The sequence below is a fragment of the Vibrio sp. 10N.247.311.47 genome (assembly GCF_041467535.1).
GTDB classification, from domain to species: domain Bacteria; phylum Pseudomonadota; class Gammaproteobacteria; order Enterobacterales; family Vibrionaceae; genus Vibrio; species Vibrio crassostreae_C.
On record NZ_JBFSUR010000043.1, the window covers coordinates 1 to 19,665 of the forward strand.

Sequence of the window (19,665 nt, forward strand, 5' to 3'; positions counted from 1 at the left end):
CGAGTCGAAAGGAAAATCGGCACATAAGAAAACAAGCCCTTACTCGACCTTAATTAAAGTCAGTGAAAGGCAATTAGGAGGCACGACGAAGCGCAGCTACGTAGTAGCGGAGGCGTTCAGGATTGCAGCGATATCCTTTTAACTAGGGCTGTAGAGAGGCACATTCTGGGGCGGCACGCAGTGACTCACCAGGGTGATGTCACTCTTAGGCCATAGATGAAAGATACAAGCAAAAAGCCTTGCCCGAAGGGTAACCCCAAAGCAAGGCTCAATTGTTCTAGGTGGAGGCTAACTCATCGACCTTAATCAACTGTTATAATTAACCTATGCCATAACGAACATTATTTGGTAGAGCACACGTGCTTGTCCAATTTTGCATGCAAAAGTCACAATGCGAAATTGAAAGTCACTCTCCACGCGTCCAATGAGCTTTGAGTTAGGCCTAACAGAAATATTCTCATATTTTCTAAATTAATCATGAGCAATTTTGCATGCAAAATCGAGTGTCGATTTAACGCCCTTTGAGTTTGATAGAAAAGAACGTTAAAAGAAGTAAGGAAGGGATACCGATCAAATCAATCTTGAACAATCTTAAATTCAGATCGTTTAACTTTTGCATCAATGGCCCGATTATATTTTTCAAGACGCTCTATTTGCCCCTTGTATCTTTCATCGACTGTACCTACAAAAGCCGCATCGAGCTTTGAAGTCAGATCAGCTAGTCTCGCTTCAGGTTCATTTATTAACTCTCCAGAATACGTCCAGGCACCGAGAACCCAAGTAATCACACGTTCTTCTAGCTCTCGTTTAAGAGTATCAACATTGTAATCTCTCATTCGTCGAAAATGCTCTTCATCAGGAGTTACCACACCACTGGAATCCTCAACATCTAAATCGTTGAAACTAAGCGTGTAACCAGTTCGTAGGTCATTCAACATACATAATAGGTAGAAGTGATTTCTAGAAAAAGTCGTGAGCGGATACGAGCCTGAGCCTTTAATGTATGCAATAGAAAGCTTCTTAGCTAAAGCCTGTCTAGCGTCTTTAGCTCGTTTTCTTTGTTGCTCATCTCTAAGTCGTTTCTCTTTAAGGTGAGTGAACTTATGTTTGACACTATCCAAGGCTTCTCTAGCTTTTTCGATAGCTTCAATTTCTTCATCACTAAACAGCGACTTAGTATTTCGGTCTCCTAAAAGCTCCTTGGCTAAACCATTACTTAAACGCGTGATAGCAGTTTGCTTTTTCTTGGCCTTATCCGAATCCCAATACTTGAATAGTTCTTCGTTCATGACTTAATTCCTTGAGTTTTTAATTAACCGAAAACACTTAACCCTTTGTCGGATATACGCCAATAGATTTTGGCCGTGTTTCTTTGGTAGCTATCACCAATAACGATTTGGCCATCTTTATCTAACACTCGTCGCTCAATAAAACCCGCATCGAGTAGGAGATAGAGCACCTTATGAGAATTACTAAGACTCGGCACATCGAGTAGCTGCTCTTTCAGTGAATTAGCCTCATAGAAAAAGGTTTCATCATCTGATTTCAATCGTTCGACCTTGCCATTATCCAAGTTGTGATGACAAAGATTCATGATCGTTAAAAGCTGAAAGCAAAGCGATTGTCTAGGCAATTGAGAGAGCTCATGTAAGTGCTTAATTCTTTGTTCATATGAAAAACTCATGACGGATTCTCTTGTTTTTGTTTTTTGATGTCATTCACTGCATTGACGCAAACCTTAAGCCACTGAAAACCTAATTCACCTTCTAGGTTAGCAGGGAGGTTTTGACTCAGAGCCTCATAACTTGGTGTATCACCACCAAACTCTCGAACGTAAAAGGCCAACATTACAAACCATTCACTGTTTTTCGTAGGAGTCCAGTTTCTAGCCATAAGACAATAGTATGCAGATTTAGCGATCCATTGGGGTAGGTGCTTATATTTTTGAGGTTGGTAAACACGATTGCGCAACCAATCCGCGCTCATTGATTCTTTATCAGTGAGCGATTTGGATTTAGCCATTTCAAACAGCATACGAGCGCTAAGTTCGCGGTCTTCACGTTGCTCTTCAACGGTGTTAAAAAACGCTACAACCAATGTACGGTATTCATCTTTAAGAGTTTCATTGTAGTTATTCGTATTCATCTGAGTTCTCTTTTTGTGCTTGCTTGGCAAGTTCTAACCACTCGCCTAATAACGCTTTCCAACTTTCACTGATTGGGTAGTCATTCAAGAGGAGAAAGCGAGCTGCAATAGCTTTTTCAATATCAGTATTTGGCAACCAATCAAGTTCAATCAACAAATCAAAAGTGGCCCTACAAGCCCATTGAGGAGCACGACTTTCAATAACCCAAGCTTTCATTACTTCACCTGGGGGTGGCGGCCTATGATCAACATAGGCCCGTTCAACCGCTCTAGTCGTTATTTGTTCAATGGCTTGAGTAGCGCTGCCTTCAAAGTTTAATGAGTACAACTTAATTAGGTTGGCTCGATGTGTATTCACGACTCGAGCCAGCTTCTTTTTATTAGTGGCCATGCTCTATCGAGTGATACCCAATCACTGAGATATCTCTGGCTGGTACGGTCAACTTCCCAGGACTAGCATCAAGTACAATAACGATTTGGCCACTTTCGGCTTGACCATTGAGATCAATGAAGCCTTGCTCCCCCTCAAACGATATTCTTATTCCATTATTTTGCGGGGTAGGGGTAGCACCTGATACTTTCGTTTGAGTGACTTCATTTAAAGACGCCTCATTCGTAACTTCTTGATGTTCAGGGCAGGCTTGTTCTCCATCAACTGGTTTTGATTTAGCCTCTTTCTTAGAAGCCTTTAGGCTTTTTACGAGCTCTTTAGCTTCTTTACGTGAAACAGGGGATTCAAGAAGTTTCTTTGTTTCTACCTCACTGAGTTCTCCTGCAATACGTAGAGAGTTGACGGTATCAACATCACGGATAATGCCATTGTGATAAGCAAGCTCAATATAAGGAGGGCATTGAGCCGCCTTTCGAAAAGCGCTAATACGAGATTCAGACAAGCTCACAACATTGGCTAGATCTTTGTTCTCAACAATCCCTTGCTCTTCCATTAGCAGCTCTAAAGCGCGGCCCGTTTCAAAAGGAGTAAGGTCGTTTCTATGAAGGTTTTCTGATAGTTGCGCTAACACGGTTCCCGCGTCACGCACCAAACATTCTACGTGAGTGATTTTGTCACTCAGGTTGGCCGCTCTCCAACGACACTCACCCACTTGTATTTTGTAGCCACGAATATCTTTGTGAGTCACAACGATGGGTTGAATCTGACCGATATCGTCCATGTTTTTAGACAGTTCGGCAATGTACTCTTCATCAAAGAATTTACGTACCTGTTCGGATGAATAGATGTCCTCTTTAGGGATCAGAACAACGCTCTCACCAGGTTTTACCTCGTTGATTTCTTCATCGAGCAACGATTTAGACTTATTGCTCATTAAAGATTTAAAGTCTTTCTTACCACTCATGACAACGCCTCCGCTTTCAATTCAAACTCTTGCATCAAAGCATCGATGTTGATGTATTCAGCTTTTTTCGCGTCATACTCAATAATGCTTTGCTTGAACGCTGAGGCTTCTGAAACTCTAGTTGTATGGATCACCTGAGTCTTGAATACCAGGTCGCCATAATCCTCAGATAACTTAGTAGCGAAGTAATCTTGCAATTGAGTTGGGACTTTTTTCACCATGTTTAGGTACATACCTAATACAGACACATCCAAACCATAAGTGTTTTTGATACGCGCTACAGACTTAAGAATTTTCGATACACCTTGAAAACTGTCTTCTTCTGCTGTGGTAGGAATTAATAAACCATCACACGCGATAAGGGCCGAGTATTGCAGGTTTCCAACAGAAGGGGCGGTATCGATAAATACGTAGTCGTATTGTTCAGACAATTTATTGATGTTGTCAGCAAAGAAGCCAATTTCATCATTTGTACAGTTGTTAAGACTGCTGATATTGAAAGTAGCACCAAAGATATGAAGATTAGAATTGAGTTCGACAGGCTTACCATAGAACTCTTCATCGAAGAATGAAATGACATTCGCCTCACCGACTTTTCGAGTGATAGAGGCAGGTTTCGCTTTACTCTCATCATCTTGGTCAAAATACTTATCCGTCAAATTACATTGCGGGTCCATATCTACTACCAACACTTTTTTATTGCGCACATGAGAAAAGTAGTAAGCTAAATTTACAACAGAAGTCGTTTTACCGACTCCACCTTTTTCATTACCGATTGCGACGATTTTACCCATTGTATTACTCCTTTGAGACTGGCGTTAACGCCTGATTACAAGGTTCATACTACGGGTAATAATATAAAAAGTCAATAAGAAAAAACAGGATTTTGCATGCAAAAGTGAACGGTTATAATTTATACACAATTTCAGGGGATAACTAGCGGATAACTGCTTGCTTTCTGGTATATCTTACTAAATCAACATTCTCGTTCTTGTTTAACTTTTTTCTCTTTTAGTTTGGCCAGGGTAATTCTTGAGAGATACCTACCAACCAACACAACGAAAATCAGGCTCGGTATCCCTACCATTGCTCCATAGTTATGAAAAAGGTCGACAAGACCAAACCAAACTAACGTAACAATCCCAACTAAAGCCAAAAATTTTAATACAGGCATAGATTTCTCCACAAATCGATTACTGGTAATACACTAATTTTATTTAATAAGTCTAAATCATCATTAGAAAAATCAATCAGCTAATTGAAAACCCAATGCATTAGCAACCTCACTTGGTTTTAAGGCGACCACCAGGTATTTACCACTAATTAGATTGATTCTGGTATGGTCTTGTACTTGTGTATTCGTTATACCCATAGCATTGCACTTTTGTGTATAAGCAAATAACCCCAACTGCACACAATGAACATTGCCTTCGCTGTCTTTTATCGCTCTTACATTTTCAGGTTTTAAATTGTTAGCTGCTAACAAACTTATGGCTTCGGCCAACTCTGTAGTTTCAACTGTAACCGTCTGATTAAACATCGATTTTTCCTCTTAGTTTTGCTGTTCACAGAAAACAACACTGACAGCGTTAGGTATTCTTCTGGTGATACGTTAATAAGTAGTACCGCTTCAAAGTCATCACCTCGTACATAGCATTTTTCATGTACGTCAGTTTGGTTTATGAGACGACCTAACCCCAATTACTGCAAAAAGGGTAACAAGCATCAACGTGAGAACTAACTCAGTATATGGATAGTAGTGCTCCACTTGCTCAGTAATTAGCTTTGCATTTTTTAGTTCGGGTATCGTTGCAAATTTATATATACAGAGGCTCATTAAACCAAACCAAATCACGGTCAAAGTTCTTACAATAACTTTCTTCCTATCCATCACTTCCCCCTTAATCTCGATTTTTTGAATCGTTCACAGACGAATCCATATTGAATGCCTTCCTCAATGCTACGTCAGCATCAACATCAGATTGGGAGGGCTTTTCTGGGTATGACATTTTCAAAGGGGTGATAGCTAAACCAATACCAAAGATAGCACCCCACAAGAGCCACGATGACTCTAGACTTGATACCGTAAATGAACCTAGATACATGAATCCACTACACACAATGATACCAATGATTAATATCATAGGAATTTCTTGTCGTAGCCAAATTAGCCTTTTTTCATTCCATTGATCTAGTCGTTGATTCAGGTTTGCTATTTTCTGCGGCTTAATATCTAATCCCCCTATACAGCTTCAAATTCTTTAGCGTGACATTTGTTGCACTCTAAACTGATGTACGACTCTGTAATTACAGGCACTAACTTTTCAATCAGATCACCGTAACCGTCTGGTACTTCTTGATAAATTTCGGTGGTTGCCGGCCCTGGTGAATGATCAGTTATATCCAATGAGCCACAATTACAGCAAACCCACTCCATATCATCATTGAGTCTAAACTTATCCATCATCGTTCCTCTATATTTTGCCTTACTCACCAAAAATTACGCCTACTGCTTTGAGGTATTCCTCTGGTGAGTGGGTAGTGAGTAAGTCGGCCCTAAAATCATTTCCGCGCACATAACATTTTTGGTGTACGTCATGATACATGTTCTTAGGGTGGTCAGTTCGGTATTGAGTAAAAACACCGCTAACCTTTTGACGGCCAAGACCAAACGCTTTAGAAACGTCGACAGACGTAATACGACCATCTTTAGATAGCTTGGCATCAATGAACTTGTAAACAGCTTGGTCTAGTAGTGGTCGAGACACGATTTTACCTCTGTTTTCTTAGTTGATTTAGTTCTATAACTTTATCGACGCCATCAGGGTGAAAAGCATTCACTATTTCAATACTTTTCGAACGTTGGAGCAAGCGCAGCAATTGACAACCAAAACCCCAATAAAGCTTAGATAATGCCGCATGTGGCGCTTCCGTTTTAAAATGGCAATACCATGATTGCTCATCAATTTTTATGAATGGTTGAGCCATCAATTTTCCCTATGGATATAGTTTATTTAAAGTAAAGCCGATGGCAAAAAGTACAACTTGAGCTAGAGCAAAGCCGAAACCAAATAGAAAAATTCCAATAACTGCAAACCCAAGTGTATAAGCTGTTTGTTTTTGATACCTAAACCCATAAAAATCGCGAAGGTTAGTTAGGTAGTTCGCTTTAACATCAGACATGTCTATTCCTTGCAATTTATTCAGAACACATCCAAGCAGCAATCGCTTGCAATTCTTCGACACTAAACTCTCCATCTAGAGTCACTGTTAAATTACCTTTTTCAACTTCAACATACGGACTCAAACATTTAAGCTCATGCTCATTAACGGTGGTTAAAGAACTTTTTAAAACGCTTATAGCTTTATTTTTATCCACGTATTTCCCCTTGTCTAACTTGCACTTAAAGAACTTGCTTAACATCATCAGATGGATTTGCTAAACCCGCAGCGTATAGCATTCTTCGCCATGCGTTAGCATCAATCTCACGGTGTTCTTTTTTGTCACTCGCAGTCTCCCACTTTCGAACAATTGAACATCCTTTTGGGGTTACTGTTTTACCAAGAAAATAGCCAAGTTTTGCCTGAGACAACCCAAGATATGTTCGCAACCATTTTATCTGTTCAGGTGTAGGCGATACATAATCAGGGCTACTCAAGGGTAAGGCGCATTTAGATTCGATTAAATCGACTAGCGTCATCGACTGTTCAAACTTTCCGTATAAAGTCTTATCTTCACTCATAATAAAAACCTTAGCGCGACACATCGTGTCGCGCTGTTATCGTTACATTAAGCCATGCTCAGAAAAAGCGTAACTTCCCTCAGTACCAACCACAATGTGATCTAAAGTACGAATATCAACCACCGCCAGCGCATCTTTAATTTTGTCTGTGATTCGACGATCTGAACTAGAAGGTAGTACAACGCCTGACGGATGGTTATGAGCAAGAATGACAGCAGCCCCATTGTACTTGAGGGCAGATTTTACAACCTCTCTCGGGTATACAGACGCAGCATCAACAGTACCCTGAAAAAGCTCAACAGCTTCAATCAAACGATGCTGTTGATCGAGTATTAACATCATGAAAATTTCACGCTCACTGGTAGCAAGTCGATTTTGACAAAAACCTTTAACTAAATCAGGACTGGTAAAGGTATTACACGTTTTGATTTTTGATGCGAAAATTGCGGCTGCGTGAGCAATAACTTGTTGTTCTTCTGGTGTAAACATTGCGTTTCTCCGTAGTAGGTCATGGAATCACTCCCGACCTTTCACAACAACTATACCGCCCCAGGGTGGCGGTGTCTAGTTATTTTCCTCTATGTTGATTTTTTAGGATATAAGCGCAGACCTAACATTGTAAAAGTGCGCTGCGCTTTTAGTAAATACTGATTTCATTTTCAATCTTATCTCTTTCATCGGTCGCAATTCCTTTGGATAATTCAATTTGATAATCATCAAACTGAACCTTTCCATTATCAATACATGCTTGCAATCTATCTTGAGCTTTAAATGCCCTCACCCCTACAATGAAAAAACTAAGAATCACGAATACTAATGCAGCAAAAAAAAATCCCATGCTTTCTCCTGGCTACTCCTTACCACACGACTCAACAGCGCTACAGAGTTGAATCATCAATACCTGAAACCCGTTTGGATTGCTCACGTTAAGATCTTCAAACACTTTGGCTAACTTTGCGTTATTATCTACTATTTGCGTGTAATCAGTTCCCATTTTACTAAATCCCAATAGTACGAGACCAATTGCCAGAACTGCACCTATTAACGTTTTAGTCATAGATAACTTTTCCGTTGCGTTACTTAATCTGTGATTTCTTCTGTGCGCCCACACAGTTCACACTCAATAGCCGTTGACTCGATGCCGTCAACATCCATCAAGCCAACCACTTCATGGGTAGTTTCTTCGTTACAGTTCTCGCAGTACGATCTATATTTCTGTGTCATATCGCCTTTTCCCTTAGTTATTGCTTGGAGTTGGTAACAACACTGGTAGAGCACATATAATCAGGACTGATACCGCAGCCTCTACACCACCCGATAGCATGTAAACCAAACCAAACACCGACAATACAAAAGGTGAAAAATATGGAACTTGCTTAGTAAACCATTTACTCAAGAAGCGCAGTTTAACCAAAAGGCTTCGTTTGCTGTTTATCACTGGCCTTAATACTGTTTGAGTTACAGTTGGCTTAAATACCAATGTAATTAAAGCCATACAAACAAACAGGAGGGCGTTAAGTGGTTCAAATACTGATTTCATAACCTCAGTTACCCCTCGTCACTCGGTTCCGAGTATTTGTTACCTTTGTCAATAACTACTCCCATCTTTATAAGCGATTCGAAAGCATCTAGCACATCATGGAACTCAATTGAAACTTCGCCGTTTTCAGAGAAAGAAACTGATTTTACTACGCTCTTTTCTTGTGCTGATAGGCACTTGAATTCGTCTACGTTACGATTTTGAACTGATATCAAAATGTTAATTCGATCTAACCTTACTAGATTTAAAAGTCCTTCTTCGGTGGTTGGGAATGGTGTTTTAAATTCAAAATTTTCCATTATTTTTTCCTTAGTATGTTTTACAGACAATACAAATCTACAGGGTAGATTTTCCAGACCTAGATCTACATGATATTACGAGTTTCCCTTACGGCGTGGGCTGCTTTTTTGAATGCTCTCATATTGTCAACTTCCCCTTAGCAACGCTTTAGTGTTTTATCGTGATACTTGATAGTTGCCGCACCTATAGAGAACGTACTGACAACAAAGAAAGCAAACCAACGATAATTTAGATATTTGGTCACTGCCGACAAAGCATCAGTTGATACTGGTGCTGTCCATGCGTAAATAAAGCTAACGACTCCACTTAGGCCAAGAACTACAGTGAGAATAATCCCTAACTTGATTTTCCAATCAAAAAACTCAAAAAACATGATTATCTCCACCTGCGTTATGAAATCAATTTAATGTCATGACAATTACTATACATAGTGATGTATAAAAAGCAAACAACTTGACTTAAATAACGTCATGACAGAAAATTAAATTTATGAAAATACAAAACGGTAAAAGGGGGCGACCTAAACAGGTCTTAACTCTTGATAAAAAACAAGAAATACGATGTACAGATGATGATAAAAATCTGTGGAAACTTGCGGCGGAGGATCATGATTCTGTCAGTGAATGGGCTAGGGAAGTTCTTACCCGCAGCGCAAAAAGAAAGATGAAGGATAAGTAATGACTTGGAAAGGCTTTACTATTGGGGACGATTTTTATGACTTAACGCATTTACAGAGTGCGTCCTATGATATTGAGGTTGACGGTAATGCCGTAAAACTTCATGTTAGCTATGCTAACCATTGCTTTACGGACGAAAAGGAAAATGGGCCTCTGCTTTTTAGGCAAGAAGGTCGCTATTGGTGTAAAGATAGATATCATCGTAGTAAAGAACTTCCCGATCTAATTAGAACCAAGCTATTAGAAAATTATGCTGTACCTTATATGACAAGAAAAGGTGAGTCATACCACTATATGGAGTCATATGATTACGCAATCTTTTTTAGTTTATCTAAACCACAAGGCACAACAAACGAATTAAAGCTTAGAATAAATTCAGCTTATGAGGTTGATGATTGGGGAAAAGGGACGTTGCCAAATGGGAAAGCTAAAAGAGTAAGTTGGATACTATCTCAAAGACTACAAGGAAGGTCAGTTCTTAAAAGGAAGTAAAAATGAAAAAAGCACCACTAGGGTGCTTTCAACAAGTAAAAATCTGGTCTGGTCTTTTTATTAAATTATCCTGTTCACTGACTAGGGGAATTTCTTCCGACACCAACACCCTCTAAGAGAGTTCCAGTATGTGTTGACCATTAGATTGTTACGCAATAGCGTATCAATTACCAATAGATTTTACCTATCAGAAATTAAAAAAAAATATCATCCACCTATCTAAATGCCATATAAGCACTCACCAACCTACTCACAATATCCGTTGCAATGATGGCTAGTGCCATGTTTTCAGTTACTTGTTTTACATTAAGAAACACACACGCTAACAGTGGCCAGTTTAGAAACAAGTACTCTAGACAGTAGAATTACATTGGGAAATACCCCTAGGATCATAGATAGCCATGACTACGCTCGAGCAATAAATGCTTTTGGCCAACATAAACAGATTTGACGATGTTGGCCACAGTGCAAAAGTTTACCAGTGATCGACACAACAAACTCCTTCACGAAAAGTTTAATGTGTCCTTGTTGTGTGAGTAGAATAAAGTTTCATACCAAGTAATAGAGATTCATACTAAGTATTAAAGTGTCATACTATAAGGCGGCGTTCTCCAATCGGTACGCTGCCTTTTTTGATTACGGATGTTATGGCTCTAAGAAAGTTCTGCCCCAAAGCGAGCTAGAAGCTATTACATGCCTTATTAGTATATCTAACTTGAAATGTCTTAATTACTATTTGAGCCACTTGTAGCACCATCCATCACTCATGAGCAATTTCCTGATTTTGGCTCTGTCATTAGCTTTAGCTCGCATATATATAGAGCGTATTTCTTGCTCATAAGAATCAGATTCAAAACCACGGTTAATCGCTTTTTGATACCACTCATGACCTTGGGAGATATCTCCACTCAACATTTTGCACGCACCAATCAAAGTGCATGGGCGGTAGTCCTGTAGAGTCAATTCATGAGCCTGTATGCCAAATTCGATAGCTTGTTCTAGCATATTTAAATCACGTTTAACACCGCCAGCCGTAGTAAGCAAAGCAGATTTTAACTTCTTATTCCCATTCGCAAATCTGAATGGAAAGTGCTTATTCACCAAGGTTAGGGCTGTTTTTGCCTTATCTGCTTTACGATAATCAGCAAGGGAATTAACCAAGTTCCACGGTTTATTGGTCGTATTCCATATTCGCTTGGAGTTCTCTGCGCGACGAAGGTAATACATGCTATTCACCTGATCATTCTCAAAGCCCTTCTGCTTAAGCCACAAGTAGTCGGCATCAGTGATCATACCTTTGTTGAGAGTCGTGAGAATATAAGCTGCTTTAGAGTGCCTACGAATCGAACTAATATTGAGTGAGGGGAAGTCGATGAATTGCTTATCATACTTAGCTCTAAGATCTGCAAACATCTTGTCAGACGCTATTTGCCGTTGTTTTAGCTTTTGTTCCTGTGCTTTTTGTTGCTCGATTCTTTGCTCTTGAGGAGTTTTTGTCGTGTTATATTTAGCGAGTTTTGACTCGATAAACTCTATATTCGTTGAAAACTCAGCACCTTCAACTGCCTTACGTTTTTTCACACAAACCTTAAGGCTCAAGAACTCACTAAACACATCAGGGTTATCTTCAAGCAATGAATTCAAGACAGCTACATACTCTAAACCCATTGCACTAGTTATACAGTTGGCTTCATCGAGTAATGGTTTATCGAGCACACTGCCATCTATAGCTTCAGATAAAAGCTTCAACCAGGCATGGTGAAGTGGGAATTGAACTCGATCAAACAGCCTAATTACTTTAGTGACCAACATAACGATTTAATCTCCATCCTCGTTTAAAGCACAGTCCATCATAAAGGGGCATGCTAAACCGAACCACTAATTATTGCGGCTAAGTTTTTCGAGTTTTCTATACTTGAAGTTATCCATACTCTACTAATTTAGTAAAGTCATTGAAACGAAATTGTCCAGAAACGTGTTTGAATGGGACCGCTCAATCTGTGGATGCCCAAGACAACCAGTATGATACTTTATTACTCAGTTGTAGCGTGACTCAGACTTTGTAGTAGGAATTAGTATGAATCTTTATTTCTGGGTGAGTATCATTTAAAACGGTACAAACAGGGTTACTTGACTGCTTAGTATGAAACTTTATTCCTCTCCTACACTTGTTTACGTATGGTTCATGCTGGCTGCTATATGCTTGCATGTAGAGTCAGTATGAAGCCGACAGAGCGAAGCGGCGTCAGTATCACTAATCTAGAGAAAACTGATCATTTTGAGGATTAAGATCAAAAAACCAGGCGAAACAAAAACGAGTTACAAGCCCTTAACATTTGGCGAAATCATGTAATTAACTTTCAGAATGCTTTTAGCGGATAAAGTGAAAGAAGAGGGTAGGTTTTTATCTCTTTTCTCGATTTTGCAAGTGAAGCTTACAAAAGTTGAACTAAACTAGCCTATTTAACATATTGTACACAATGTAAAATTAGCCAATGCTAATATGCACACTTGTCTACTTAACTTGAGATCGGTTTAAGCCATCGCCATTAATCCTGACTTTTCAGTACTGGTAATATTGAGTGATGGCTTTTCTGGTTTTAAACAGTAAGCAATTAGACCGCCAAGCAGGTTCAGCATAAACCCGTGTAAGCTACGGTTGTCGGCAGACATTAAAGTTTGAAACTGTGACACTAAAGTTGACCGGGTTTTTGTTATGGCAAGATCAAAGTACGTTTTAACTGAAAAGCAAATCATCAAGCGGATAAATGAAGGCCGAGGTGCAGGAAGGCTTTCTGACTATAAGCCGTGGCTGTATGTTAATGAGGTCCCTTCGGAAGGCCGATCTCAAAGAGTCTACTCCCACCTAACGGGTCGGATTCATCATGTACTATCGGACCTTGAGTTCGCAGTCTTTCTCCTTCTAGACCATAACCCTTCGGTAACAGATATTCGTGAGCAGTTTCCACTCAACAGGGATGATACTCTCAATATTTCCAAGGAAGGTCAGCTTTGGCACCCTTCTCAAGGAGGGGTAAACCTTGTAATGTCCTCAGATTTTTTGGTTAACACCACTTCTAAAACTCAGCCAAAGTTTGCTATTCAAGCAAAGTACTCCAAAGATTTAAAAGACCCAAGAACCATTGAAAAACTTGAAATAGAACGCCGTTATTGGCAGCTAAAAAAAATCCCCTGGTTCCTCGTAACAGATAAAGAGATAGACAAAACAGTCGTATCTAATATTGAGTGGTTATATGGAGTTAAGGGCTACTTTGATGAAGTAATAACGGATGAGCTATCGCTTACGTTTGAGCATATCAGTGCTTATTTTGTTCAACACGCAGAAAGAAAAGTCGTTGATCTGTGTAAAGAGTATGACATGGCATACCAGCAAGAACTTGGTCGGTCGCTTTATGATATTCGTTTAATGTGTGCAGCAAGGCTTATAACGTTCGATATTCGTTTACCATTTCATAGTTTGAAAGCGAAAGAAATTGCGTTTAGAAGCGAATCTTTGTTTGGGGGGCATTGTAATGTGGCCAGTTAATGAAACTCTAGAGTTTGACGGTAAGGCTTACCGCGTGCTTTTTACCGAGACAAGTTACTTCTATTGGATTGCTATTGATGAGGATAAAGGTTTACCGGAAAGAGTCTATTTTGATGAATGCCGCAACTGGGTCGATGAAGGGCGTATAGAAAAAATTCCTGCCCCGTACTCATACCTCCAAGGTGAGAGTTGGAATCAAGAGTCTAGCAATTATTTGGAAAGTCAACGTAACTATGAATTGATCAAGCCTATTGTTGAAGGTGAAGGGGCATTCGACAAGCGAGTTCGAGCAAGCAGGCTTAAACTGGCTATGGTCGAGTCGGGGAAGGGAAAGCCGACAATCTATCGACTATTGAGGCGCTATTGGCAGCGAGGACAAATGAAAAATTCCCTTTTGCCTGATTATAAAAATTCAGGAGCGGCTGGAAAGAGAAGAAACTTCACAACCAATAAAGCCGGTCAAACTAGGGTTTACGGTCTCGGTGATGGCAAACCAGTCACTGAAGAAATCAGAAAACAGTTCCGAATTATTTGTGATAAATATTTGATGAATGATAAAGGGTACTCCGTTGCTTATGCACATAGGAAGTTTTCCAAAGCATATAAGTTAAAGAACCCAGATGTTGAAGAGCATGAAATTCCTACACTCCGCCAATTTAGATATTTCAACAAAACCGAGTATAGCAAGGTCACAAAGCTTACCGTTCAAACACCTCGAGGAAATTACAATAAAGATGTTAGGCCACTACATGGAACTGCAACCGAGCAAGCTTTAGGCCCAGGGAGTCGATATGAGATTGATGCCACCATTGCAGATATTTACTTGGTCGATGATGACGATGCAGACAAGGCAATCGGTCGGCCGACGATTTATATGGTCATCGATGTTTTTAGTCGTATGGTTGCAGGGTTTTATATTGGTTTCGATAACCCATCTTTCCCCGTTGCAATGAAAGCACTGATATGCAGCTTTAGCGGCAAAATAGAAACTTGCGCAAAATATGGTATCGATATTTCAGAAGAACAGTGGCCATGCATAGGTATTCCCGATGTGTTGCTGGCTGATCGTGGTGAATTGATGAGCCACCAAGCAAATTATTTGGTTGATGCTATTGGTGTTCGCCTTGAAAGTGCCCCACCTCGAAGAGGTGATGCTAAAGGCATTGTCGAGAGATCATTTGGTACGTTGCAGGCTAAGTCCAAGCCCTATATGCCAGGTGTCGTAACTGGTAACAAGGTTAAGAAGCATGGTGAAAGAGATTATAGAGTTGAAGCTGCTGTGGCGAAATCAGACTTTATTGAAATACTGCTCTATTCAATACTTGCTCACAACTTAAACAAACCATTGGATAAGTACGACCGCGCTCCTGATATGCCAGAAAGCCTTCCATCGATCCCTATTGAGCTTTGGAGGTGGGGCCTACAGAATCGTACTGGGCGTTTACGAGCTATTGATACGGATATTGCAAAAATACTGCTGTTACCTCGTCAAAAAGTCACTGTATCTGAATTGGGCATAAAGTTATGGGTGTAGTGGCATAGTTAATTTGGCCACCTAGTTAGAGAGGTGATATCATCACCTCATAAGTTAACAGGTGACACTATGACGAAATGTACAAGAAGCTTTGTCAGGATGTCTTCGGTTAAGAGTTTACTAACTCTACCGCTTCGCGAGTAAGGCGTGCAAGCTCTTCCCACTCTCCCGCTTCAATCAGCTTTTTGTCTACCATCCAAGTACCACCACATGCAAGAACGCGTGGAACCGCTAGGTAGTCTTTGATGTTTTTCGGGGTAACACCGCCAGTAGGCATAATGTGAACGTCTCCGTATGGTGCAAGTAGAGATTTCACCATGTTAACGCCTCCAGATGCTTCTGCTGGGAAGAACTTAAGTGTTGTTAGACCCATCTCTAGTGCTGCTTCAATCGCGCTTGGGTTGTTTACGCCCGGTACGATGTCGATACCAATTTCTTGACAAGCTTTTACAGTGTTCGGATTGAAACCTGGAGATACGATGAACGTTGCGCCTGCTTCTTTTGCTGCAATTACTTGTTCTTTGTTTAGAACAGTACCCGCACCAATAAGCATGTCTGGTTGTGCTTCGCGAAGCAGACGAATAGCTTCTACAGCAGCATCAGAACGGAAGGTGATTTCTGCTGCTGGAAGACCGTTCTCTGCCAGAACTTTACCCAGAGGGATGATGTCTTCCGCTATGTCGATAGCGATAACTGGGATAACTTTAAGCACTTTTAGCTGCTCGTTGGTAGTAGACATGATAAATCCTTACTTATAGTGCTGTTCTAATATTGATATTGAGAATTTGTGGACAGAGCTAGACTATAAAGCTTGCTCCATCTTCAGCGGAGGAGACGTTCTTCCTTGCTGATTCAAATAACTTACGTCCCCAAGTTTTTTGGGCTGCTTCTGTGTCTACAGTTGATGCATGCCGGTTACTCATATCTGCAAGGTTCTCAACAACACCTGAATGACAATTAATTCTTATAATATCTTCATTTCGAATTAATCCGACACCTCCACCTCTAGTAGCTTCTGGAGACATATGAATGACAGAGGGGACTTTACCCGACGCCCCTGATAATCGCCCGTCGGTTAATAGAGCTATTTTGTATCCACTTTTTTGCAGGTTACCTAGAATAGGCATCAACTTATGTAGCTCAGGCATACCGTTGGCTGCCGGTCCATTGTGAGTGACCACAACAACGCAATCTTTTGTTAGCTCTCCGTTTTTATAGGCTCTCTCTACGTCGTGCTGAGAAGTAAATACAACGGCTGGTGCTTCTATCTCATAATGTTCTTCTGATACCGCAGAGACTTTCACGACGCCTCGACCAAGGTTTCCAGATAACAGTTTAAGGCCGCCTGTTTGGCTAAAAACTTCGCCACTTGCAGCAATGACGTCAGGGTTCAAACTGCCCTCTGAGGACTTCCAGAGCAATTGGTCATTTTCAATGACGGGAAATGTTAGTTGAGATTCGAAGTTTCCGAAGGTCGTTAAGACATCTTGATGAAGTAAGCTTTGCTCATTCAATCGCTTAAGCAGTGCCGGAACGCCTCCAGCAGACTGGAAGGCATTCATATCCATTTGACCATTGGGATAGACATTGACAAGTAATGGAATCACTTCTGATAGTTCATCAATATCATCCCAGTTGAGTTCTATACCTGCTGATTTAGCTAAGGCCACCATATGGATGGTATGGTTTGTACTTCCTCCAGAAGCGAGCAGAGCAACGACGCCATTAATTATATTTTTCTCGGTAATGACTTGGTAAAGAGGGCGGTATGATGGAGAACCAAGTGTTCTGGATACGATTTGTCTGGTTGCCGTATCGGTAAGTCTTTCTCTCAATTCTGAGTTTGGATGGGTAAAAGCGGAGCCAGGCAGCATCAGTCCCATTGCTTCAAATACAAGTTGATTGGTGTTAGCGGTGCCATAAAACGTACATGTACCTGCGGAATGGTAAGACTTGCACTCCATTTCAAGTAGTTCGTCTTTTCCGATTTTATTTGCGGCAAACTTTTGTCTTACGTCTACTTTTTCTTCATTGCTAATCCCAGTAGCCATTAATCCCGATGGAATAAATGCAGTGGGTAAATGAGCGAAAGATAGTGCCCCCATAAGCATCCCTGGGGCAATTTTGTCACATACTCCAAGTAGGAGAGTTGCGTCGTAGACATTGTGGCTAAGTGATATCGCAGTAGACTGCGCGATTAGATCTCGAGAGAAAAGCGATAAGTCCATACCGCTTTGACCTTGAGTGATCCCATCACACATTGCCGGCACCCCTCCAGCAACTTGAGCGGTGTGTCCTGAGGTGGACAAAACTTTCTTAATGGATGTTGGATAACCTTGATATGGATGATGAGCAGAAACCATATCATTGTACGAGGTGACAATAGCAACATTCGCTTGAGTAAAGTTCATGAAGTTGCTTTTATCTTGTTGCGAGCAAGCTGCTATAGCGTGAGCTAAATTGCCACAGGATAAGTTGGTTCGATTCTTTCCTGTTTTCGCTTGCTCTTCACTGTACTTTAAGAATTCCCGTCTGGTTGCTTTGCTCTTATTAATAAGCCGATTAGTTACTTCTATGACTTTATTGTTCATTCAAGATAACTCCTCGATTAATTAAACTGGTGACGCAAGTATCGAGTAACTTTGGTATGGACTGATCGATGCTTACGGTAATCACATCGTGCTCACCCACTGGCTTCTCTAGAACTGCAAATTGGCTATCAACCATCTTTGGCTTCATGTAGTGTCCTTCACGAAGAGCAATTCTTTTCTTAATAAGCTCTTTGCTACCATCAAGAAAAATAAAGGTTACATTCGTGTTCCCGTGTCGGATTTGATCTCGATATTGCTTTTTCAGAGCAGAGCAGACTAAAACCATCTTCTCTTCCTTAATTTCCACACTGAAAATTGCATCATTGACTCTTTTCAGCCAAGGGGCGCGATCGTGATCGGTTAATGGTTGCCCAGAAGCCATCTTTAAAACGTTCTCTTTTGGGTGAAGGTCATCCCCGTCAATAAACTTAGTATTTAACCGGTTGGCTAAATATTCACCAATGGTTGATTTTCCTGAAGAGGAAACACCCATAACTACTATGCTAAATCCACTCATAAATCCCCCTTTATTAAGCTATACCACACCAAGCTATCAATGTTATTGGTAACATGATACCCGTAACGGTGATTTTTGTCGAAACTTGATTAATTTTGTGATGTAAGTATTAATTTTAGATGGGGGGGATCATTGTGCTACTTGTATTAACTGCTTTCCCCTTGGGTCAAAGTAAAGCCGAGATCATAGAACTTTTTATCAATAAACTTTCCTTCGACTTTATCTAGCAATAGTTCTGCTGAGGTTTGGCCAATTTCATAACGGGGGGTATATACGCTAGTTAACTTTGGCGAGATGGCTTGCCCAATGTCGAGAGCATTATATCCGATGATAGAAATGTCGTTTGGAACATCGATTCCTTTTTCTGCACACGCAAGAATAACACCAATCGCTATATCATCATTGGTACAAAAAATAGCGTCTAGATCAGGGCATTCTATTAATGCTCGTTCTAACAACTCTCGACCTAGAGTGAAGCTAGAGTGGCTTGAGGTAAGAAAGTGATACTTTTGCAAACCAGCATCAAGGATTGCTCTATCATAGCCCTCCATACGATACTTAGTTCTATTATCAAGGCGAGCCCCAAAGTAGCCTATCTTACTTTTTCCTTTTATTATTAATGATTTAACAGCGTGCCTAGCTGCTGATTTATGGTCGAGGCCCACCACTATATCTATTGGATTGTCAGTTAACTCCATGGCTTCAACAATAGGTATCCCAGCTGTTTCTAACATTTTTAGTGTTCGGGCTGTATGGGTTGTCCCAGTTAAAATTACCCCATCTACTTGGTAGGAAAGTAATGTGGCTATTCTTCTTTCTTCAATTTCGTCTGAATAACTGTAATGAGAAAGAAGAACTTCATACCCACGTTTGTTGGTGATTGACTCTATACCATGAACAAAACTAGAGAACACTTGGTTAGATAGGGAAGGGAGTAAAACGCCAATTGATTTACTAGAGGATTTAGAAAGCATTGCTGGGGCTCTATTGTGGATGTATCCCTGCTCTTCAATTGCTTTAGCTATCTTCTCTCTTGTTCGCTCTGCCACTAAATTTGGGTCTCTCAAGTAACGGCTCACAGTCATTTTCGTAACGTTTACTTGATCCGCAATATCTTGCAAAGAGGGTCTGGATTTTCTTTTAGGCGTCACCATATTTATCTCCATATATAGTCTTTGATATTTTGTTACAGTAACATAATAACGTTCGGGAAATCCAATCTAA

31 protein-coding genes are annotated in these 19,665 nt (G+C 40.4%); 4 read left to right on the top strand and 27 right to left on the bottom strand.

Features of this window, described 5'->3' with window-relative positions; translation table 11 throughout:
- Positions 1–575: 575 nt before the first annotated feature.
- The 21 genes from AB6E51_RS21395 to AB6E51_RS21495 form a co-directional block, all read right to left on the bottom strand.
- Positions 576–1,289 (bottom strand): hypothetical protein, encoded by a 714-nt coding sequence (locus AB6E51_RS21395; protein WP_235612464.1) that lies wholly within the window; start codon positions 1,287–1,289, stop codon positions 576–578.
- Between the two features lie 23 nt (positions 1,290–1,312).
- On the bottom strand, positions 1,313–1,684 hold the full coding sequence (locus AB6E51_RS21400) for a hypothetical protein (protein ID WP_372050020.1): 372 nt from the start codon (positions 1,682–1,684) through the stop codon (positions 1,313–1,315).
- Entirely contained in the window at positions 1,681–2,145 is a 465-nt protein-coding gene (locus AB6E51_RS21405) for a hypothetical protein (protein WP_102500015.1), read from the bottom strand. The genes AB6E51_RS21400 and AB6E51_RS21405 overlap by 4 nt, the downstream gene beginning before the upstream one ends.
- Positions 2,132–2,536, bottom strand: coding sequence for a hypothetical protein (locus AB6E51_RS21410; RefSeq protein WP_102383351.1), 405 nt, complete (start codon positions 2,534–2,536; stop codon positions 2,132–2,134). The genes AB6E51_RS21405 and AB6E51_RS21410 overlap by 14 nt, the downstream gene beginning before the upstream one ends.
- On the bottom strand, positions 2,526–3,500 hold the full coding sequence (locus tag AB6E51_RS21415; protein ID WP_102383350.1) for a ParB/RepB/Spo0J family partition protein: 975 nt from the start codon (positions 3,498–3,500) through the stop codon (positions 2,526–2,528). Before AB6E51_RS21415 ends, AB6E51_RS21410 begins: the two co-directional genes overlap by 11 nt.
- Positions 3,497–4,294: a ParA family protein gene (locus AB6E51_RS21420; protein WP_016787194.1), complete on the bottom strand. Its 798-nt coding sequence runs from the start codon at positions 4,292–4,294 to the stop codon at positions 3,497–3,499. The genes AB6E51_RS21415 and AB6E51_RS21420 overlap by 4 nt, the downstream gene beginning before the upstream one ends.
- A 182-nt stretch (positions 4,295–4,476) precedes the next feature.
- Positions 4,477–4,674 carry a hypothetical protein gene (locus AB6E51_RS21425; RefSeq protein ID WP_102435420.1) on the bottom strand — a complete coding sequence of 66 codons (198 nt, stop codon included), beginning with the start codon at positions 4,672–4,674 and terminating at the stop codon, positions 4,477–4,479.
- Positions 4,675–4,746: 72 nt separating this feature from the next.
- Positions 4,747–5,040: a hypothetical protein gene (locus AB6E51_RS21430; protein ID WP_372050019.1), complete on the bottom strand. Its 294-nt coding sequence runs from the start codon at positions 5,038–5,040 to the stop codon at positions 4,747–4,749.
- Between the two features lie 361 nt (positions 5,041–5,401).
- Positions 5,402–5,644: a hypothetical protein gene (locus AB6E51_RS21435; RefSeq protein WP_372050018.1), complete on the bottom strand. Its 243-nt coding sequence runs from the start codon at positions 5,642–5,644 to the stop codon at positions 5,402–5,404.
- Positions 5,645–5,742: 98 nt separating this feature from the next.
- The gene (locus tag AB6E51_RS21440; protein WP_372140161.1) at positions 5,743–5,967 is read right to left on the bottom strand and encodes a hypothetical protein; all 225 of its coding nucleotides are present in this window, start codon (positions 5,965–5,967) and stop codon (positions 5,743–5,745) included.
- A 19-nt stretch (positions 5,968–5,986) separates the two neighbouring features.
- A complete protein-coding gene (locus tag AB6E51_RS21445) occupies positions 5,987–6,268 on the bottom strand; it encodes a hypothetical protein (protein WP_372050016.1) in 282 nt (93 codons plus the stop codon).
- A 4-nt stretch (positions 6,269–6,272) separates the two neighbouring features.
- Positions 6,273–6,488: a hypothetical protein gene (locus tag AB6E51_RS21450; RefSeq protein ID WP_372050015.1), complete on the bottom strand. Its 216-nt coding sequence runs from the start codon at positions 6,486–6,488 to the stop codon at positions 6,273–6,275.
- Between the two features lie 9 nt (positions 6,489–6,497).
- Positions 6,498–6,683 carry a hypothetical protein gene (locus AB6E51_RS21455; RefSeq protein ID WP_372050014.1) on the bottom strand — a complete coding sequence of 62 codons (186 nt, stop codon included), beginning with the start codon at positions 6,681–6,683 and terminating at the stop codon, positions 6,498–6,500.
- 16 nt (positions 6,684–6,699) lie between these two features.
- On the bottom strand, positions 6,700–6,879 hold the full coding sequence (locus AB6E51_RS21460) for a hypothetical protein (RefSeq protein ID WP_372050013.1): 180 nt from the start codon (positions 6,877–6,879) through the stop codon (positions 6,700–6,702).
- A gap of 25 nt (positions 6,880–6,904) precedes the next feature.
- On the bottom strand, positions 6,905–7,243 hold the full coding sequence (locus AB6E51_RS21465; RefSeq protein WP_372050012.1) for a helix-turn-helix domain-containing protein: 339 nt from the start codon (positions 7,241–7,243) through the stop codon (positions 6,905–6,907).
- A gap of 42 nt (positions 7,244–7,285) precedes the next feature.
- Positions 7,286–7,732 carry a DNA repair protein RadC gene (gene radC / locus AB6E51_RS21470; protein WP_372050011.1) on the bottom strand — a complete coding sequence of 149 codons (447 nt, stop codon included), beginning with the start codon at positions 7,730–7,732 and terminating at the stop codon, positions 7,286–7,288.
- Between the two features lie 148 nt (positions 7,733–7,880).
- Positions 7,881–8,081, bottom strand: a complete 201-nt coding sequence (locus AB6E51_RS21475) for a hypothetical protein (protein WP_372050010.1) — start codon at positions 8,079–8,081, stop codon at positions 7,881–7,883.
- Between the two features lie 242 nt (positions 8,082–8,323).
- Positions 8,324–8,467 carry a hypothetical protein gene (locus AB6E51_RS21480; protein ID WP_372050009.1) on the bottom strand — a complete coding sequence of 48 codons (144 nt, stop codon included), beginning with the start codon at positions 8,465–8,467 and terminating at the stop codon, positions 8,324–8,326.
- Positions 8,468–8,480: 13 nt separating this feature from the next.
- Positions 8,481–8,783, bottom strand: a complete 303-nt coding sequence (locus tag AB6E51_RS21485; RefSeq protein WP_372050008.1) for a hypothetical protein — start codon at positions 8,781–8,783, stop codon at positions 8,481–8,483.
- An 8-nt stretch (positions 8,784–8,791) separates the two neighbouring features.
- Positions 8,792–9,082 carry a hypothetical protein gene (locus AB6E51_RS21490; protein ID WP_372050007.1) on the bottom strand — a complete coding sequence of 97 codons (291 nt, stop codon included), beginning with the start codon at positions 9,080–9,082 and terminating at the stop codon, positions 8,792–8,794.
- Between the two features lie 137 nt (positions 9,083–9,219).
- On the bottom strand, positions 9,220–9,456 hold the full coding sequence (locus AB6E51_RS21495; protein ID WP_372050006.1) for a hypothetical protein: 237 nt from the start codon (positions 9,454–9,456) through the stop codon (positions 9,220–9,222).
- A gap of 116 nt (positions 9,457–9,572) precedes the next feature.
- On the opposite strand from AB6E51_RS21495, the gene AB6E51_RS21500 reads away from it, so the two are divergent.
- Both AB6E51_RS21500 and AB6E51_RS21505 read left to right on the top strand, forming a co-directional pair.
- Positions 9,573–9,761 carry a hypothetical protein gene (locus AB6E51_RS21500; RefSeq protein WP_372050005.1) on the top strand — a complete coding sequence of 63 codons (189 nt, stop codon included), beginning with the start codon at positions 9,573–9,575 and terminating at the stop codon, positions 9,759–9,761.
- Positions 9,761–10,252, top strand: a complete 492-nt coding sequence (locus AB6E51_RS21505) for a hypothetical protein (RefSeq protein ID WP_372050004.1) — start codon at positions 9,761–9,763, stop codon at positions 10,250–10,252. Before AB6E51_RS21500 ends, AB6E51_RS21505 begins: the two co-directional genes overlap by 1 nt.
- 732 nt (positions 10,253–10,984) lie before the next feature.
- Here the strand turns inward: AB6E51_RS21505 and AB6E51_RS21510 are convergent.
- Complete coding sequence (locus AB6E51_RS21510; RefSeq protein ID WP_372140166.1) at positions 10,985–12,001, bottom strand: hypothetical protein; 1,017 nt, start codon at positions 11,999–12,001, stop codon at positions 10,985–10,987.
- 786 nt (positions 12,002–12,787) lie between these two features.
- On the bottom strand, positions 12,788–12,946 hold the full coding sequence (locus AB6E51_RS21515; protein WP_372050003.1) for a hypothetical protein: 159 nt from the start codon (positions 12,944–12,946) through the stop codon (positions 12,788–12,790).
- A 22-nt stretch (positions 12,947–12,968) separates the two neighbouring features.
- Between AB6E51_RS21515 and AB6E51_RS21520 the strand changes: the two genes are divergently transcribed.
- Entirely contained in the window at positions 12,969–13,799 is an 831-nt protein-coding gene (locus AB6E51_RS21520) for a TnsA endonuclease N-terminal domain-containing protein (protein ID WP_154724071.1), read from the top strand.
- Positions 13,786–15,333 carry a transposase gene (locus AB6E51_RS21525; RefSeq protein WP_372050002.1) on the top strand — a complete coding sequence of 516 codons (1,548 nt, stop codon included), beginning with the start codon at positions 13,786–13,788 and terminating at the stop codon, positions 15,331–15,333. The genes AB6E51_RS21520 and AB6E51_RS21525 overlap by 14 nt, the downstream gene beginning before the upstream one ends.
- 109 nt (positions 15,334–15,442) lie before the next feature.
- On the opposite strand, the gene AB6E51_RS21530 is transcribed toward AB6E51_RS21525, so the two are convergent.
- From AB6E51_RS21530 to AB6E51_RS21545, 4 genes are all read right to left on the bottom strand, one after another.
- Positions 15,443–16,072, bottom strand: coding sequence for a bifunctional 4-hydroxy-2-oxoglutarate aldolase/2-dehydro-3-deoxy-phosphogluconate aldolase (locus AB6E51_RS21530; protein ID WP_154724077.1), 630 nt, complete (start codon positions 16,070–16,072; stop codon positions 15,443–15,445).
- 58 nt (positions 16,073–16,130) lie between these two features.
- A complete protein-coding gene (gene edd / locus AB6E51_RS21535) occupies positions 16,131–17,924 on the bottom strand; it encodes a phosphogluconate dehydratase (RefSeq protein ID WP_154724078.1) in 1,794 nt (597 codons plus the stop codon).
- The gene (locus tag AB6E51_RS21540) at positions 17,914–18,441 is read right to left on the bottom strand and encodes a gluconokinase (RefSeq protein WP_154724079.1); all 528 of its coding nucleotides are present in this window, start codon (positions 18,439–18,441) and stop codon (positions 17,914–17,916) included. Before AB6E51_RS21540 ends, edd begins: the two co-directional genes overlap by 11 nt.
- A gap of 146 nt (positions 18,442–18,587) precedes the next feature.
- Positions 18,588–19,595, bottom strand: coding sequence for a substrate-binding domain-containing protein (locus AB6E51_RS21545; protein WP_372050001.1), 1,008 nt, complete (start codon positions 19,593–19,595; stop codon positions 18,588–18,590).
- Positions 19,596–19,665 lie beyond the last annotated feature (70 nt).